Origin of the sequence: Bartonella sp. CR84HXZ (assembly GCF_042194535.1) — a bacterium.
GTDB lineage: Bacteria > Pseudomonadota > Alphaproteobacteria > Rhizobiales > Rhizobiaceae > Bartonella > Bartonella grahamii.
On sequence record NZ_JBHIMY010000006.1, the window covers coordinates 113001 to 130651 of the forward strand.

The window sequence follows — 17651 nt, forward strand, 5'->3', positions numbered from 1 at the left end:
TCTGAGGTTGTCTGAGGTTGTCTGAGGTTGTCTGAGGTTGTCTGAGGTTGTCTGAGGTTGTCTGAGGTTGTCTGAGGAATGCAAGAGCCGTACAACGGAAAAAGATATTCAAATGCTTAATACGCGTTTAGCTTATCAAAAAAGGGGAATATAATGGCACTTTTTCCATTTTCTATTGCTGATATTGATGATCCTGAATGTATTCGTGTGGTTCTTTATGCTAGCGGAAGAATGGGACATGCTCCTTTAAACGCATTGTTGAAGAAAGCATATGAAGATATTACAAAAATTTTAAAGCGCATGGATGCTTTAGCAAAGCGCATGGATGCGTTAGAAAAAAAATTAAATACTCTAGATCCTACCAAGGTCGAACAGAAAAAAAATACGAAAAAAGAGAATCAAGACAGTATTAATAATGTTGTGAGTGCTGGAATAACGACATCGAGCAGTATAGTGAGCGGATCAGAATTTAAAATAGAAGCATTGTCCGCTGGAGACATATTTTTTTCTCCAATAAACGAGACGCCAAAAATAGACTACAGCTCTTTTGTTTCAAAACTTACAGCACATGAGCCGCTAGAAATACACAGTAATGTTAGTCAATACATGGGTGTTGAGCAGTCTAGAGGGATTTCTTCTTTGTTTAAAAAGGAAAAATAGAAAAGAGTGGTCATAACAAACTGATTATAACAATAGGTATGGGTTGAAGCTATAGATCAGATGCACCTTATTTATATCTTCGGTGGGGTGTGGAATTGCACTCTGTTTGAGATGTTAAAAAAAGGTAAAAGTTGTTGCAGGAAAGTTGATCATGAGTTGTTGGGGAGATTAGGGCGCATATTGAAATCTAAGGGCAAGTTTTTAAAGTCTACAGAGAAAGGAGCTGTGCCCAAACAGAAACGCGTGGCAAAAGAAGTTTGTAGACGATAAAAAATCTTGCAATAATTTTAAAAAGCTTTTGGATAGAGCGTTCAATGATTTTAAATTTATAAACAATTTGCTGTTTCTACGCTTTTTTAAAAGAGAAAAAAAGCAGTTTAGTGCAATTTTAATTTGCCAAAAATCCCATAAAAAGAAAGTTTTAATTGTTACAAGAACAAAAGCAAAAAAATTCCTATAAGAAAAAAATGCGTGTCATTATATCTTTTCTTATAAAGAAGAGCAATGTTGTACTGTTTGAGCAGGCTTGAAGGCTAAAATTTCACTTGTTTTCTTATCAAACAAGATTGTACAAGCGGTTGTTGATTTGTCTTATCCTGCTTATACTGTAAATACTGTCCTTTCAGGTGTGATGATATAAGGCAAGCCTCTTTGTAAGAGCCTAAATAACACAAAAAGTGTTTTTAAAGGTGTGCCAAATATTTAAGGCAGGGCTTATTTGTTGAGCTTTAAGTTTAAGTAAATCACATGTGGGAAAGCTAAATGGACCCCGCTATAATCCGAGCTATTAATAGATCAGATTGGGTGAAGCCTCGTCTTTTGAAGTGGTGGATGCAAGTTAAGAAAAATTATCTTTTACAAGCGTAAAAGAACGGATTTTATTATAATTATGGACTTAAACCATGTGTGTTTTTCATGGATGATATTGAAATAAAGCTACAAAGTATTTTGATTTATTTGATACGTTTTGATTTTAGAAAGTGCGTTGTTGCAAATGACTTCCATTAATACGAAGGCGTCATTATTTATACTCTTTTTGGATAAATTTTATAAATATAATTAAAAAGCTTGCAATATTATACGATTTGTGTATAAGTATTTATTATTGATTTCTTTTGTATTTTATTTTAATTATATCTCTATTCATAAGCCGCGCCATTTAAAGGTGCGGCTTTTTTCTGTTTAATAGCAGGGGTGCTATATATCTATTATTGAGGTGGCTTTGGATATTTTTTTTCATTATTGTATTTTGTGATTTCGTTTTGCAGTGAAATCTCTAAATTCTTGAGTGTTTTATCCCAATAAGGAAGATTCAAAATAAAAATGCAGGTATCTGTTTATTTTTTTTGCGTTGATTATAATGGGGGGGCGTTGAATAGTTAAAGAATGTTTGTTACTGTTTGACGGAGAGTGATATGGGGTGAAGCGTAAAATGGTGGCGCACTTGAAGGTCCATTATCATACATGCCCGCATGATCAAAAATGCAAATGTGTCTTTTACAGTGTTTGTTGATCTCGATTAGAAAGTCCATTCTTTTCTTTGTTTGGAGTTTTACATTAATAATTTCTTATCTTGTTGTCGTGCTGCCTTTTGAGAGTGTGTTGATAGAAGGCATGTAAGATTTTATATATTGAAGTGTTTGTGTGTGGTAAATATGAGGGGTGTTTTTTCGTCATGTGATGAACTCTTCGGGCGGTGGGGATTTTGTCCATAAAGCGTCATAAAATATTACTTTTTGTTCTGTGGTGATAGAGATCCCACGAGGGGGAAAGAAGAAGGGGAAAGTCAAGTGGATTTTGTGAGCCAATCATGTAAACTGGAACGGATTCCATGCGGATATAAATCAGGCTTTGTTTGTTGCATATAGCGCTATTTGTTGCATAACTTGTGATAGCCAATTCTCTAAATAAAGGGATTTGACCGGTAGCAGAAAAAAGAAATCATTACGAGATAGCAAGTGTGCTTGTTTCAGAATGTCTAATGCTTTTGCATGACAAAGGAACGCGAAACTCTGTCACGTCGTCCTTTCATGTTTTCGAGTTCAGGGTTGTCCATATATTTCCTTCAACTTGATCTTTATGCATAGGACGCAAGGGAATTGTAGGCAAGGGAATTGGAGGCAAGAAATTAGGATGAACATTTTGGGACAAGCAAAAAGCCAATATGTTACGCTCGTTGTTTTACAGCATGTTTGATAAAAAGCTAGGACATCTTTCCAATCCATTATGTGTGTAACCTTAAGGCGTTGTTTTCTTAAGAGAGTACAGAGCTTTTTTGTTGCTTGTCAAACAACATCAAATCTCAACGCTACAGCATGTTTGAGAGAAAGAAGAATGAGAATCCTACAGATTCAGAAGGGCAAAACTCTCTGAGTGACTCCAGCTTTTGTAAGCTAGACTTTATGTATGACAGATGGGGGCTGTATTTGAGTGATTGCTGAAATAGAGAGACAGCCTTATTGAGAAAAATATAAAGGCATATTAATCACTCTTTGTGCTATCATTTTTTTCTTTATAATTTTCAAAACTATCTATAGCAATATTATTTAATAATAAAGATAATGCCTTATGCCATTGTGTATCGCGTGTCTTTTTGGGATCATACCTCTCACATAAAAACAGAATGCTCAAAATATTATTTGTCTTCGAATATACATTTATTGCATATTCACGGACTTGTTTTAAAGAGATATCTCACTCCCAAGTCCCTTTCATAAGGACGCTCGTCAATGGTATAAGGGTAAAGCTCCTATGAAATGTATAAAACTTATAAGGTATCTCCCTCATCTTTATGCTTCATAAAAGTGCAGGTTGGTATTCTCATATATTTTTCCAACTCCCAATGTTACGAAAGCCTTGGTTCGTGAGACGATTCATAAGAGGTATATGCCTTTTTTGTACAGTTTTTAATCCACATGCCAGCTCCGCGTGTAACATGCAAGAAAAAGAGTTTGCTTCAACAGCAAACAGATTGAGGATGAAAAATCCTATGGTATTCGGGTCTCTCATTCAATATGCAAAACAATAAATAATCTTTATAAATCAATGTGATATGTCTTAAAGAAGACGAATTGTTTATAGAGCTGCATGGATGAAGAATCTTCGTCTTTTAAGGTGATGAAAGAAAATTATAATCCCTATTTTTTCATAAAGGGCATGAGAAAAGTGTTTCACAAAAATTTTATACGATAAAAAAAGAGAGTCTTTTGACATAAGAGTCTTGATCGTTTGCCGCTATAACCTGTATTGTGTATACAGATGCTTCTATCATTTTTTGCTGTAAAAGCTTCTCTTGGGATGTTAAAGGGTACAATCTTTATGGAAAAAAGAATCCGTGCAAGGCAAAAGGCTTATTTCAAAAGATTATATCGCAAGATTGCTTTTGTTTGCATAATACTTTTTTGTGTAGTGATTTTGTGTTTTGTTGTTGCAAAGGTGATCAGTTATTTTTCTTCTCATAAAAAAATAACACAACAAGCACCCGTTGAATTGGTTATTCCTGTTTTTGATCTGCGCGTATATTGCAAGGAAATTTCTGCTTCCGTTATGCCCGATATGAAAAGAGAAGTCTATCAGCATTGTCTTAATTTGGAAAGTGAGGCCTATTTTGCTATTCGTGAAATGTGGGATCAGCTTTCTGATACTGCAAAAAAACAATGTTTGACGTTGGTACGACCTGGGGATGGAAATTATTTTCTCTTACGCGATTGTTTTCTCAATGAAAAAGAAAATAAAAAAGGCAAAAGACGCAATTACTTTTAAGTTTTTATACGGAAAGTTAAAAGGATGCGAATTTTGATGAGAAGATAAAAACCTCTTAAATTACGATCTGCCTCGAGACCAATAGCAATTTGATTTATTTATCTTGTTATATCACACTTCTTATTTAAGATGTGGCGACATAAGGCATGGATGCCTCCTTGAAATGTTTAAGGGGGCGTGGTGGAGTTTTAGGAGGATTTGTTGAGCTTTTTTAAGGGAAATAACAGGTGTGGGAAATCCATTTCGTAATGGTTCTGGTGAAGGGTATAATGGTAAAGCCCCCATGAAGTGTATAAAATTTATAGAGCATGTTCATCTTTACGTTTCAAACAAGAGTAAGCCCCAAGTACCACTTACACTTTGCGAGCTTTCAATGGTGTTTGCTGACAGCCCTTGAGCCTTAGAGATGGTTCATAAGAGGCACTTTTAGCCTTTCTTTATCGTTTTTACTCCACACAGGCTTTTCCGTGTGTAACATGAAAGAAAAAGAGATTGATTCAATAGCAAACAAATTGAGGATGAAAAATCCTAGGGTATTAAGTTTTCTTACTCAACACAAAAAATATGAATGATTATTATAAATCAATACAGTGTACGAATTTTACAAGAATTTTGATTGTTGACAGAGCAGTGTGACTTGAGAACCTTCGTTCTTTGAGGGCGTAAGTCAATAGAAATGACAAAAATGAGTAAAAAAGAAACATTCCTTTTATAAACATTCAAGGCTGCTTCATGCGTAAAGTGCTGTGCTGGGTTTACAAATGTGCTTGTTTTATAATTCCAGTTTTCTTTATCAGAAAAGATAAGAGAGGAAATGCGTTATGCCATTCTTATTGATAGTTTTTGAGAAGAAGCTGATTTTTAGGAAAGTGTGACATATTGGTCATTTTTTTATAATTTTATATTTTTTTGTATTTAAATATTTTGCTTTTTAAGCTCAATTTGTTATAAATAAAAACTGTGATTAATTTAAAAACTCCATGGGTTAAAATAGAAATTGATAGTATCTGGCTTATTTAGGAAAGAAGATTAATCTCTTGGTGATTATAGGGCTTGAATAATACTTCGTATTAATCTATCTATAAAAATCAAGAGGTTTTGTGAAGCGATCGTGGATTATCGCTCGCAAGGGGTTGCTTTAGCGATGAAGAGAGGCTATATATCATAGGATAAAGAGGTTCGCGCAGTGACTCGTTGGGATGGAAGTGCTTGTGAGTTAAATGCACGAGGGGGTAGAGGGTATCGGCGTTTTTAGGAGCGGTGGTTTTAGAGCAAAAAAGGAAGCTTCTAATATTCTCTGGCAGGAATTTTTCTTTGTCAGGTGTGTTGTATGTGTGTTTTCCTTTTTGTTTTCCACAAGATAATTATTTTTTTAGTGAAATATGGTTTATTTTAAAAAAAACACTTGGCATTTTATGTGAACATCATTAGGTTTCTGCTGTTTAACAGAGAAAGAGGGAATTTTTGATTTACGATTTCCCTGCTGTTTTGTGATTTTCAAGAAAATATATGCTTTTATCAATATCAGTAGGGTTCGTTTGAGTAAAATAAACGCGGATAGCTTGATAACCGTATGTTAAAAATGATTAGCATTATCAAAAGGTAATGCAATGAGGAAGAGTCAATTAAGACATACATTAAGACAAACACTCCAAAAAGGGATAAAGATGAGGCCACAACAAAATAGACGGGTACGCGGTCGCAATAATAACAATAATGGTAATAACAATAATAATCGTCGCGGTCCTAATCCGTTGTCTCGCAATTATGAAAGCAGCGGTCCGGATGTTAAAATTCGCGGGAATGCTCAGCAAATTGCCGATAAATACATAAGCCTTGCGCGTGATGCACAAGGTGCGGGTGATCGTGTTATGTCGGAGAATTATTTACAACATGCCGAGCACTATTTGCGTATTATTTTAGCAGCAGCTGGGCAAATGTCTCAATCGGCTCGACGTGATGAAAATCGTGATGAAAACAACGAGCAAGAATGCGGTGAAATAAATCTTGACGGTGAAAAAAAGGATGCTGTCGAGGGTGATACAGATGTATTACAGATGCCGTCGCAAAAAAATGGCAATGGCCAATATGCTAAAACGCAAAATGGGGATGCGCGTGAAAATGCTTTAGAGGCTCTATCGGATGAAAAAACGGATCAAGAGCACTGTCTCTCTGAGAAAAATGTTGAACCTGTCAAAAAAACACGCCGTTCTCCCCGTCGACGTACTGTACGGACCCAACAAGATGAATCATCTCTTGAGCCTTCACTTACAACAGCAGAAAGCACGAGCAATGGAGATGCATCAACAGCAACAAAAGAGGTTTCTTCGTTGCCTGGATTAGGTGAGGGAATACAGAGAAAAACGCGCCGTCGCCGAGTAGTCAATCTTGAAGCAGAGGAAAATGTTTAAACCTGAAGGGTGCTGTTTAAGCGCTTGTGGTGATGTTATTAGTATCATGATGGTGAATTATATATGCTCAAGAAGCTTTTTGCGCTTCTTTGAATTTTCGCGGTCAGTACTAGGAACTTAACGAAGGGTGTCGACAGAAAAGATTGCCCCTTTGCTGGGATTTAAGTAAGGGGATACAGAGAAAAACGCGCCGTTGCCTAAGTGGTCGCATCTTGAAGCAGAGGAAAATGTTTAAACCTGAAGGATGTTGTGTAAGCGCTTGTGATGATGTTATTGGTATCATGATGGTAAATTATATATGCTCAAGAAGCTTTTTGCGCTTTCTTTGAATTTTCACGGTCAGTCCTAGGAACTTAACGAAGGATGTCGACAGACAAGATTGCCTCGTTGCTGGGATTTAAGTGAGGGAATACAGAGAAAAGCACATCCGTGTATTTTAAGAGACAGTTCTTGTATAAAGAACGCAATGTCGTTGTTTTATTTATTGACACTTATATTTAATGTTGTTCAATGTATTTATGCCCATTTTGCGATGGTGCTCATGAATTCTATCATGTGAAATCCATCGGTTATCTTTGCTTAATAAAAGATGTAAGCTGGGCGTTATAGCTTTAATTTTCAATGTTGCAACAGTTCTTCTTTTGATACCGGATCATTCATAAGAGGTATTTTTATTCATCCATTTCCTTGCTGGGATATGTGAGCAAATGATTTTGATTCAGTTTCTCATGAACAGATTTGAAAGGGGAGAATCCTACAGTATTTGAGGTTCTCGTTCGACATGTAAAATAAATGATCACTATTAAATTAATATGTTGAATTTTTGCACTCAAGAAGATGTCTTTCTTGTACGTTCATTAGAATTTTCCTAAGCGATGTCAGTTTGCTTAAGCATGGGAATGCGTTGATAGAAAGGTTTCTTCTTTTCCAAGATTAGGTCAGGAGATACAGAGAAAAACGCGCCGTCGCCCAAGTGATCGTATCTTGAAGCAGAGGAAAATGTTTAAACCTGAAGGATGCTATGTAAGCGCTTGTGGTGATATTAGTTTGCTTAATGAGGCATTGTTTCCGATATTTCTTTTTTTGTTTCAACAGAAAGAACGGCGATTAATGCACCAGTGTGATAATTGTAAATCATAAATTTTGTTTGTCTATCAGGGGTTAAAACTTTCAGTACAATATTGTGTTCTGAGAGGCTTTGCGACAAAATCTGTGTTTTTTCCGGTAGAGAGAGCGTATGATTGATAACGTGTGGGGTTTTGCTGGGAGAGGAAGATAACTCTGTTTGTTTTGGCGCTGATCCGGTTGCGACCACTTTATAAACAATTAAAAACAGTACGGTTAGAATAAGGAAAAGCGTTATTAAAACGGAAATAATCATTAAACCCATAAGTTTTTTTCTCACTCGTTCTACAGCAGGATCTAAAGGGAGATCTTGAGGCAGAGAGTTTTGCTCTGTGTGATGGTCTTTTGAAGGTTGCATTCGCTTATTATCCATCATGTCTTTCATTGATTATTTTTTTGAGATCTGATGGGTTTATGCTTTTAAAGTTTTTTGTGCAAGAGGTTTGTGGAAGAAGAATGCAAAAGAGGAAGCGATGTTGGTAAAATACCTTCTTTCTGGACTGTAGATATCTTGTTATTTTCATTTTGGCTTTTAAGCAGGAAATTTCCACGGTTTGTTACAGACCAGATCAATTTTACTTCTTGTTGATGTAAATCTGCATGGACGTCTATACATTGGGCAAAAATTTGTTGTCCAGAAAATGCAAAATTTTTTGTGGACGGTATCATGGATTGTTCACATGCTTGAGCCGTTGGATAGATTTTAACCATTGTATTGTTCGAATAGCAACTATTGAAATCATCTGTACATGAAACTAATAAGAGGATAAAAACAAGGGGATTCATCAATTATTTTCCAAATGAGAGGTTGACAGCATGGGCTCCAATTTGTCAGCCTAGGGGCTTCTTCACCGTTAAACGTTTTTACAGTTTTTTAGTTCCCCCTTTGAGATGTCCGTTCCCCCTTTGAGATGTCCGTTCCCCCTTTGAGATGTCCGTTCCCCCTTTGAGATGTCCGTTCCCCCTTTGAGATGTCCGTTCCCCCTTTGAGATGTCCGTTCCCCCTTTGAGATGTCCGTTCCCCCTTTGAGATGTCCGTTCCCCCTTTGAGATGTCCGTTCCCCCTTTGAGATGTCCGTTCCCCCTTTGAGATGTCCGTTCCCCCTTTGAGATGTCCGTTCCCCCTTTGAGATGTCCGTTCCCCCTTTGAGATGTCCGTTCCCCCTTTGAGATGCGCGTCTATAGTGAATTAATCAAAGTCATTGGCTTGCACGTCATAAAAGGGTATGTATGGGCTTTGTGTCGGTGAGAAATATTTGAAAAAAGACTAAAATGCCTCTTATGAACGCTCTCAAAGGTCAATGGCTGTTGTAACATGAGGGACAAAGGGTATGATAATGCTCAGCTACTACTTTTATGAAGTGAAAAGGGGCATGAAGGTAAAGAAGGATGTGGAGTAAAAAGGGGCGTGCTTGATGGTTCACTTTACGGGAGCTATTATATTTTATTTACAGACACTGTTTTGAAATGAGCGTGGATGCGCTGGGAAATATTAAAAAAGTGCGTGAATGAAAAACACAAGTGTATTCTGTTTTAGGATGTCCTATTGTACCTGAAGAGGATATCTCCATTAAAGAATGCGATAAATAAAAGCATAAAATGTGTAATTTCATCAGTTAATTGTTGTTGTCGTGGATGCTTTAGTCCCGTAAAGCTGAAGAGTGATGATGGATGTTAGCTTTACTCCTTGAAATTTTATATTCTGCCAAAATGGAATTGTATGCGCATTGCGAAAGTTACACAAAAAGAGATAGGTAATAGGTTCGCTTTTATTTGGCATATAAAAGCTGAAACGGTTTACTCTTCATTGTTTTGGTTTCTCTCTTAAAATATGCGGTTATATGAGGGATGGAAGTTGATTGACAGCGGGAATGGACTTTATGTGGCTTTCAGTTCTCATCGTTAAGGTTTTGGGGAACTATTGGGGGACATAGTGGTTGGTTTAAAGAGGCTGGAAAATATCTTTGTGCTTAATAAAATAGATGAGAAATTTTGCTAAAAAAGGGGAAACTTCTCTTGTTTATTGTTTGAAATGCTCTTTTAAGAAAAAATATCAAAATAAGTATCAGGAACAGAGAGACAATAGACAATTCCTTCTTTTGTCAATTTGAGGGAAGCGGAACCATTTACGGAAATGGGAACGATTTTTTCGAGAACGGCACTACCAAAACAGGCTTTTTTATTGTTTGTGGGAGGGATGCCAGATTCAAAATTTTCGTGCCAAGTGATGATAAGTTGCGTTTTGCCATTCAGTTTTGTTTCGATTTCACAGCGTACACAGATGCTACCCTTTTCTTGGGAAAGGGCTCCAAAAGAAAGAGAATTGACAATTAGTTCATGAAAAGCCAAACCAATATGCAAAGCGGCATTGGGAAAAAGATAAGGATCTACGCCTTCAAGTGAAAAACGTTCTGTTTCTTTCATAAAATAGCCTAAAGCCTGCGTTTGGACCAATTCGCGAAATTGAGCACCACGCCAATCGGAATCAGTGATCAGATCTTGAGAATGAGAAAGAGAATGAAGACGACCTTGAAATTTGCGTAAGAAAACCTGAAGAGATTCAGTATAGCGGGCGGTTTGGCTGGCAATACTTTGAATGATCGCTAGAAGATTTTTAGAACGGTGACTGACCTCGCGAAGAAGGATTTTCAGCACTTGTTCACGGCGGCGTAAGCCGGAAATATTAACACCGGTGGTGATAATACCGATAATGTCTCCGTTATCATTACGATGGCAATCAATAGAAAATTTGTACCAAATCTCTTGTTTTTTTGTATCTTCAAAACGTGCTTCAACAGTTTGCATTTTGCCACTCGCTAAAACTTGCAGTTTGATGGTTTCCATATTGTCTGCAAGGTCAAGCGAAAAAAAGTCGCTGTCACGACACCCAACCCGCCATTTATTGTGCAAATGGTGTGGCAAGTTTTCAGCCCATAAATAAACCAGATTTGTTGCCTGATAGAGAACACAAATATCAGCACCACGAATCGCTTGCATGAGCGCACTCATATGAGATCTATCCATGGGAGGCTTTGAAAGAGGCGTAACGATCATAATTTTAAGATGTTACTCTGTTCTAAGCCGCTTTAGAAGCATTCTCTTGAAAAAATAAAGCTTGGGAAATAAGCGCTTTCACCATATCAGGGTTAAAAGGTTTGGTCACTAAAAAAGTTGGTTCTGGACGTTCGCCGGTCAGCAGCCTTTCGGGAAAAGCCGTGATGAAAATCACCGGTATACGGTCATTTTTCAAAATCTCGTTGACCGCGTCAATACCTGAACTGTTATCGGCTAATTGAATATCAGCCAAAATCAACCGTGGTTTTTTCTTATGATACATGATGACAGCTTCATCACGCGTGCGCGCTATTCCCACAACATGATGACCTAAGCTTTCTACCATTTGCTCAATATCAAGCGCAATAAGAGGTTCATCTTCAATAATCATTACTTCAGTGGCAATTTGTTGAGAAATATCAATGGATGCTTGGTTGAGAAGCTTACGAAATTCTTTCGTATCCAGATTCATGATTTCGCTGGCTTCTTGTTCATGAAATCCTTCAACGGCAATGAGCAAAAATGCTTGGCGTGCACGGGGCGTGAGATAGGATAATTTGGCACTGGTTTTTTGTTCAAGACCAAATTGGGGCAGGGGTTCAGGGATGTTCGGTGTGGTTTGGTCAAAAAGATGGCAAAAAAGCCAATAGGTACCAATTCGGTCACTGGATGCTTTGGGAAAAATGGAGATATCGGCAATGAGTGCTTCCAACATCGCTGACACATAAGCATCGCCAGAGGATTGGCTACCGGTGACAGAGCGGGCAAAACGCCGAAGATAGGGAAGATGCGGGGCAATGCGCGTTGATAATGACATAATTTATAACTCCTTTGATCTTTCAAGCATTTTGTTGGTTGAAATTCTCAACAGATAAAAAAGTTCCTTGATTTGTATGGAACTTTTTACCGATAGCCATATTTACAACCATAAGGCGAAAAATTCTTCGCGGTGCTACTGATATTATATGGATTAGGGGGATGAAAAATGAACAACCGTGATGAAAAAAATCTCACCACACAATTTACAGTTGGAGATGATCTTCTCGGGGTCAATAGCGAAATAGCACGGAAGTTACGTCAATTTTACATGGAAATTCAAGAAGAAGCACTGCCGCGGTGTTTGCTCGAGCTTTTAGAGAAGTTGGAGCGCGCAGAGCAATTTGGCTTAAACGCAGAGCAATTTGGCTTAAACAATGTGGAAAAGGTTTGAATCCTTTATGTCAAAGTGCGCGAAAAACTTTAAACAAGAACTCCTTTCGGTGTTGCCGGCTTTACGAGCTTTTGCTGTTTCTTTAAGTGGCAAGCAGGATAAAGCCGAAGATTTGGTCCAAGATACTGTTATGAAGGCATGGGCTAAGCAAGATAGTTTTGAGATGGGAACCAATCTTAAGGCTTGGCTTTTTACCATTTTGCGCAATGAATTTTACAGTCAAATGCGTAAAAAGGGAAGAGAAGTTCAAGATACCGATGGCGTGTTTACTCAAAATGTCGCTGTTCATCCTGCTCAATATGGATCGCTTGATTTGCAAGATTTCAAAAAAGCCTTAAATTTGCTTTCTGCCGATCAAAGAGAAGCCATTATTCTCATTGGCGCATCGGGGTTTTCTTATGAAGATGCTGCGGCTATTTGTGGTTGTGCTGTTGGAACCATTAAAAGCCGTGTGAGCAGGGCGCGTAATCGATTACAAGAACTTCTCAAGGTGGATGGTGAGTCTGATTATGGTCCTGATTCTTATTCAGCTGGAAGTACATTGTGTTCATTTAACGGCTAAAAAAGCATAATAATTATGATCGATAGCCTTGTTTTTTTTATTCCCGTTATAGCTATTACAGTAAAGTCAGTATCTGAGGAAATTCAGAGTGTTTGGCGTGTATCCTTAGGAACATAAGAAAAGCCTGTATAAACTTTCCCACGGGCTTTAGGTTTTATGTTCCATAAGGTTGCCTTCCTTTGTGCTGAAAAATGACGACTTTCAAGTTCGCCAATGGACATTCTATGACAACAAAAACAAATTTGATGCCTCAAATGCCTTCTTCTGATGCAACGATATCACGCTGGCGGTGGGTAGCGATTGTTGTTTCTCTTGTTATGGCTCTTTTGGCATCGGTTTTTATTATGTTGCTTTCAAATGCCGTTGATCGAGAAGTCGCACAGTTGAATACAAGTTCAGAATTACGCGAACAGGCTGATTTGGTCCTTATTAGCTTGATTGATATGGCTGTTGCTGATCGCAGCTATGCAAAAACGCGCAAGGTGGAAGATAAAATACGTTTTGAAAATGCAGAGCGGGAGTTGGGGGATATTCTCGATTATATCGCACTTATTGTTTATGCGCATCCACAATGGGATGAATGGTTTACGGCTTTTAAAAAAGAGGTTGAAGCACGAAAAGCATTTATGAATGCCCATATGCATGCTCTTGATGCGATTCCTGAACAACCTTCTCATGCTGCCTCTTTTGAAGTATCAAAGATTCCTGTGGCACGTTTAGCTCAATTGATGACAAGCTTTATTAATGGGGATGATGTGGTGCGACAAAAACAGCGTGAGGGTATTGCATTGATGCGGGCTGCTTTGACATTGGCGGCTATTGTTTCCGTTGTGAGTACTTTTATTTCTGCCTATTTTGTTATTAATCGTTTTCATCGTGATGTACGCTCTTTAAAATTGTATCAATTGCTGCTTCATAGCGAAAATATCGCTCTGGAAGCCCGCGTGAAAGAACGAACACAAGAATTAGAAAGAGCACGCAATCACGCTGAAAAAGAACGCCAACGGGTTGAAATATTGTTGCAGGATGCAAGCCATCGCATTGGCAATTCTCTTGGGACGGTGTCTTCTTTGCTGGGGCTCCAGTTAAACCGGAGCAAAAATGAAGAGGTACGTTCTGTTCTAGGAGCTGCACGCGATCGTATTCAGACAATTTCTACAGCACATCGTCGTTTGCGCTTAAGTGATGATATGGAAACGACTTTTTTGGCAGAGTTTCTCAGTTCTGTTGTGCATGATGTCGAATTGGCTGTCCCTTTTGAATTGCGTGAAAACATCACTATTCACACCAACTTTAAAGATTGTCGCCTGTCTTCAAGAGATGCGACAACACTTGGAATTATCCTTGGTGAACTGCTGACAAATTCCTTAAAACATGCCTTTCCTGATCAACGTACCGGTCATATTTATATCTCTTTTGGTCCCCAGAAAGATGGACAATTGATGCTCATTGTAGAGGATGATGGCGTGGGAATGAAAAGCCAAACTTTAGAACAAAAAACAGGACTTGGTCGTGTGGTCGTGGAACAGCTCTGTATGCAATTTGGTGAAAAACCTCTGTTTGAAACTTCTGCTTTAGGAGGCACAAAGGTTGTCATTCCTTTGCCAAAACTACGCATGAAGAGTTCAAAAAAAGCTCTGACTGATTTTTAAAAGGGATAAACTCTTTGCTCTCTGCTTGTTCGTTTTAATAAAAATGAGAATAAAATATGACTTAGATAACGCGAATACAGCACCATTTACATCAGATTGTCAATTGTCTTCAAGAGAAGCAACATTGCTTCTTCATCTTTTGGTCTTTTTGTTTTTCGCTTTGTTGACTCCGATTATAGGCTTTCAAAATTCTCCTTTTTTGTATGTTTTATAGCTTTTAAGTGCTTAAGTTAAAATTTAAATTTATTTTGAATAAGAGCTCCTTTAAATCAATAATACTTATATTAGTAAGCTCTATTTCTTTGCGAAGAGATTGTTTTTTCAAGTTTTGTTATTTTTTGTAAGGCATGTAAAACTTTAAATATATGGTGTTTTTGTAAAAGTGTGTAACGAATATTCTTAAGGATAACTTGCTCATAAAGTCTATGAAACACCGTCCTTTAGGGCTATGAACAGCATAAGCATTAGGTGGAATCTCTTCAACAAGAAGTCGGGTTGTTTATAGAATGATATGGGTTTTAGAATCTTCATCTTTAGAAAAACTCACCTTTGATTAAAATTTTATTGCATGGAAAACAAAGGGATTTTTATCGTTTTGATGAAACAAACAAGAAGAGTTAGCCTTTTTGGGTTTCATATTTTGCACTTTTCTATTATGCATAAACATGCAAAGGGGAGGGCGTTTTATTTTTAATCATTGTTATGCGACCTTGGGTGGTGGCATATTTCGGCGAATTCTTTATAGATATTTAAAGTGCGGAAATCTCTTTAAGAAAAAAAATCTCTTTGAGAAAAATAAGCGCTAAAGCATGTTTTTAGATGTTTTGAGTTGTAAAAATGCAGATGCTTTTATGCTTTAAGTCTCTTCGGAGGGGGGTATCGGGCTGTTGATCAAAGAATCAATATTGTTTTTTTCTTGTAGGAATGTTTGTAGGTCTTGATTGGTTAAGGCTTTGCTATCCGGTATACGGATGCGCATGGGATCAACTTTGACGCCATTGACAATGATTTCAAAATGACAATGGGGACCGGTTGCCATTCCTGTTGTTCCAACATACCCAATGATTTGTCCTTGTCGTACTTTCACGCCTGGTTTGATGTCTGGTGCATAACGGCTTTGGTGTGAATAACTGCTGATATATCCATTGGCATGTTGAATTTCCGTGTGATTTCCATAGCCACCTGTTACGCCTACTCTTGTGACAATACCATCTCCTACAGCAATAATGGGTGATCCTTTAGGAGCAACCCAATCAACTCCCGTATGCATGCGAACATAGCCTAAAATAGGATGTTTGCGTGGACCAAAGGGGGAGCCAAAAATCCCATTTGGTGTGGGTTTGCGCAGCAAGAAAGGCTTTGAACTCCTCCCTTCAGAATCATAATAATCAACGCTTCCATCTTTTAATTGATAACGGTAATATTTATAAGTTGTATTTCCAAAAGTTGCGCTAATATAACGAATTTCTGGATCAGTGTTTTTGGATGCTTCCTTTGCTTTCAAGTTCTTTTTGCCGTTTTGGTTTTCTTTATCGCTTTGTGGTACGGCATAAAATATTTCGATTTGATCATTGGGGGTTATCGGACTTTTCATGTCAATATTGGTGGCAAGCAGACGAATAAGACGATGAGAGAGAGATTGTGATATATTATGGCTTAGCAAGGCATTATAGAGTGCATCATAAGCTGTTGGTAATTGCGCGCTATTGATATAAGAATGCGGAATACCATTTTGAAAAGCCGTTTTAAGAGCTTTAGACATTTTAGGCTCTGTGCTTTCAATGAATTGGCCTTTATCATTCAGCGCAATGGTGAGAACATGATACATCCCTTGATAGATACTTGCGCGTACGAGATGGTCTTCTTCACCAGCTTGTGTCACAATACCAATGCGTAAAAGACTTCCCTCTTTAAGGGTATCGGAAAGGCTCATTTTTTCTAGCGTTTTTACAACCTGTTCAATTTGCTTTTTTGTATAACTGGTTTTTTTGAAAGCATCGGCTATCTTTTGTTTTTTACGAATAGGAATAATATCTTCAACATAGTTTTTTGTCAGATCGATACGGTGACTTTGAGGAGAAACGGTTACATTTTCTTGAACAATGCGAACTTCAGGGGATTCTGTACCTTGGGAATCAGTGGATGCATCTTCTAATTTTAAAGGATCAATCAATGTGAGAACTGAAAGAAGTTCGGTACTTTTTTCTAAAGTAAATCCAGCTTTTTGCACTTCTTGTTGTGCCTCTTCATCTGTCAGCGTATCGTTGTTGTCAAAATCGAATTGATTTACCTTAAAATCATAGCTGCGTAAGGTGATTTTTGTTTCAACCTTTGCTCCATAAATCTGTCCAGAATCTTGTGGTTTGGCGCTTTGATTTTTCGAATCACTGGCAAGAATGCTTAAAGAATCAAATTTTGGATAGCTATATTTCTGGGGGCGCTTTTCGGCTAAAGCCATACGAATCCATTCAAAATGTTGTGTTTGAATAACTTGTTCATCGCCTTTTTTTTGCAGAATCGATAGTTCAAATTGACGTTTGCTGTCAAAGCTTTGTCGTGCATGGGTGGGAAAAATACGATCACCTTTATACCCATTGGCCTCAGGATCTTGTGTATGGGAGAGGTTTTCTTTTGTAAACCATTGTGGAGGGGTTACCAATCGCTGTTGTTCATCAAGAGCCGTAAAAAGTGCAATACCCATAAGAATGCAGGAAGTGATTCCTGTCAGAACGGTTCCCGTAAGCCAACGGGCCGAAACTTGTCGGCGCGCAGGACGCAAGAGTTTAACGACAAGAGCAGGGTCCTGTCCGGGATCGTTTTTTTGTTGTTCGTTATCCCACATAGATTTTAAGAGTACTTTTTCAATATTAAATAAAGAAAGCTAGCATAGCTTAGCATGTTTCTACAAGAATTTGATTCTTTTTACAAATTACAGATCATACGAATTCTCTTTATACAGTAATGTCTTTATGAATCGTACCTGTGCAGAAAAATTTCCTTATTAAAGTAACATAAAACAAGCGTTATTGTGATTAATCCATTCCTAGGCACTTCCTATTTTTATGCATTGCAATGGGGTGCTATATTTTACTTTAAAGGCGCTATGCTCCCTTTAACTCTTTCTGTTTTCATGTTTTATTTTTATTTTAGTGTAATGTATTGAAATACAACCAGTTGTTTATGTTATTTTATTTTAAAAAAAAGTAAAAAATGAT

Annotated in this window: 12 protein-coding genes; 6 read left to right on the forward strand and 6 right to left on the reverse strand. The window is 37.6% G+C overall.

Annotated features, from left to right (window positions below):
• Positions 1 to 153: 153 nt before the first annotated feature.
• From ACFIKD_RS04515 to ACFIKD_RS04525, 3 genes are all read left to right on the forward strand, one after another.
• Positions 154 to 660, forward strand: a complete 507-nt coding sequence (locus tag ACFIKD_RS04515; RefSeq protein ID WP_375635646.1) for a hypothetical protein — start codon at positions 154 to 156, stop codon at positions 658 to 660.
• A 3318-nt stretch (positions 661 to 3978) separates the two neighbouring features.
• Positions 3979 to 4422, forward strand: coding sequence for a hypothetical protein (locus tag ACFIKD_RS04520; RefSeq protein WP_375635647.1), 444 nt, complete (start codon positions 3979 to 3981; stop codon positions 4420 to 4422).
• A 1667-nt stretch (positions 4423 to 6089) separates the two neighbouring features.
• Positions 6090 to 6833, forward strand: a complete 744-nt coding sequence (locus tag ACFIKD_RS04525) for a DUF4167 domain-containing protein (protein WP_375647325.1) — start codon at positions 6090 to 6092, stop codon at positions 6831 to 6833.
• Positions 6834 to 7884: 1051 nt separating this feature from the next.
• Here the strand turns inward: ACFIKD_RS04525 and ACFIKD_RS04530 are convergent.
• The 4 genes from ACFIKD_RS04530 to ACFIKD_RS04545 form a co-directional block, all read right to left on the reverse strand.
• Positions 7885 to 8334 (reverse strand): hypothetical protein, encoded by a 450-nt coding sequence (locus tag ACFIKD_RS04530; protein WP_375635649.1) that lies wholly within the window; start codon positions 8332 to 8334, stop codon positions 7885 to 7887.
• A 44-nt stretch (positions 8335 to 8378) separates the two neighbouring features.
• Entirely contained in the window at positions 8379 to 8744 is a 366-nt protein-coding gene (locus ACFIKD_RS04535) for a hypothetical protein (protein WP_375635665.1), read from the reverse strand.
• Between the two features lie 1254 nt (positions 8745 to 9998).
• Positions 9999 to 11012: a sensor histidine kinase gene (locus ACFIKD_RS04540; RefSeq protein ID WP_015856823.1), complete on the reverse strand. Its 1014-nt coding sequence runs from the start codon at positions 11010 to 11012 to the stop codon at positions 9999 to 10001.
• A gap of 22 nt (positions 11013 to 11034) precedes the next feature.
• The gene (locus ACFIKD_RS04545) at positions 11035 to 11829 is read right to left on the reverse strand and encodes a response regulator (RefSeq protein WP_015856822.1); all 795 of its coding nucleotides are present in this window, start codon (positions 11827 to 11829) and stop codon (positions 11035 to 11037) included.
• Positions 11830 to 11997: 168 nt separating this feature from the next.
• Between ACFIKD_RS04545 and ACFIKD_RS04550 the strand changes: the two genes are divergently transcribed.
• Together ACFIKD_RS04550 and ACFIKD_RS04555 are read left to right on the forward strand one after the other, a co-directional pair.
• Entirely contained in the window at positions 11998 to 12222 is a 225-nt protein-coding gene (locus ACFIKD_RS04550) for a NepR family anti-sigma factor (RefSeq protein ID WP_375644534.1), read from the forward strand.
• Between the two features lie 7 nt (positions 12223 to 12229).
• Positions 12230 to 12784, forward strand: a complete 555-nt coding sequence (locus ACFIKD_RS04555; protein WP_375635652.1) for an RNA polymerase sigma factor — start codon at positions 12230 to 12232, stop codon at positions 12782 to 12784.
• A gap of 83 nt (positions 12785 to 12867) precedes the next feature.
• Here ACFIKD_RS04555 and ACFIKD_RS04560 read toward each other — a convergent pair whose 3' ends face one another.
• Positions 12868 to 13005, reverse strand: coding sequence for a hypothetical protein (locus tag ACFIKD_RS04560; protein ID WP_375635653.1), 138 nt, complete (start codon positions 13003 to 13005; stop codon positions 12868 to 12870).
• Between the two features lie 3 nt (positions 13006 to 13008).
• Here ACFIKD_RS04560 and ACFIKD_RS04565 point away from each other — a divergent pair, with 3 nt between their 5' ends.
• Entirely contained in the window at positions 13009 to 14436 is a 1428-nt protein-coding gene (locus tag ACFIKD_RS04565) for a sensor histidine kinase (protein ID WP_375644535.1), read from the forward strand.
• An 856-nt stretch (positions 14437 to 15292) separates the two neighbouring features.
• Here the strand turns inward: ACFIKD_RS04565 and ACFIKD_RS04570 are convergent.
• Complete coding sequence (locus tag ACFIKD_RS04570) at positions 15293 to 17278, reverse strand: M23 family metallopeptidase (protein ID WP_375647327.1); 1986 nt, start codon at positions 17276 to 17278, stop codon at positions 15293 to 15295.
• Positions 17279 to 17651: the final 373 nt, after the last annotated feature.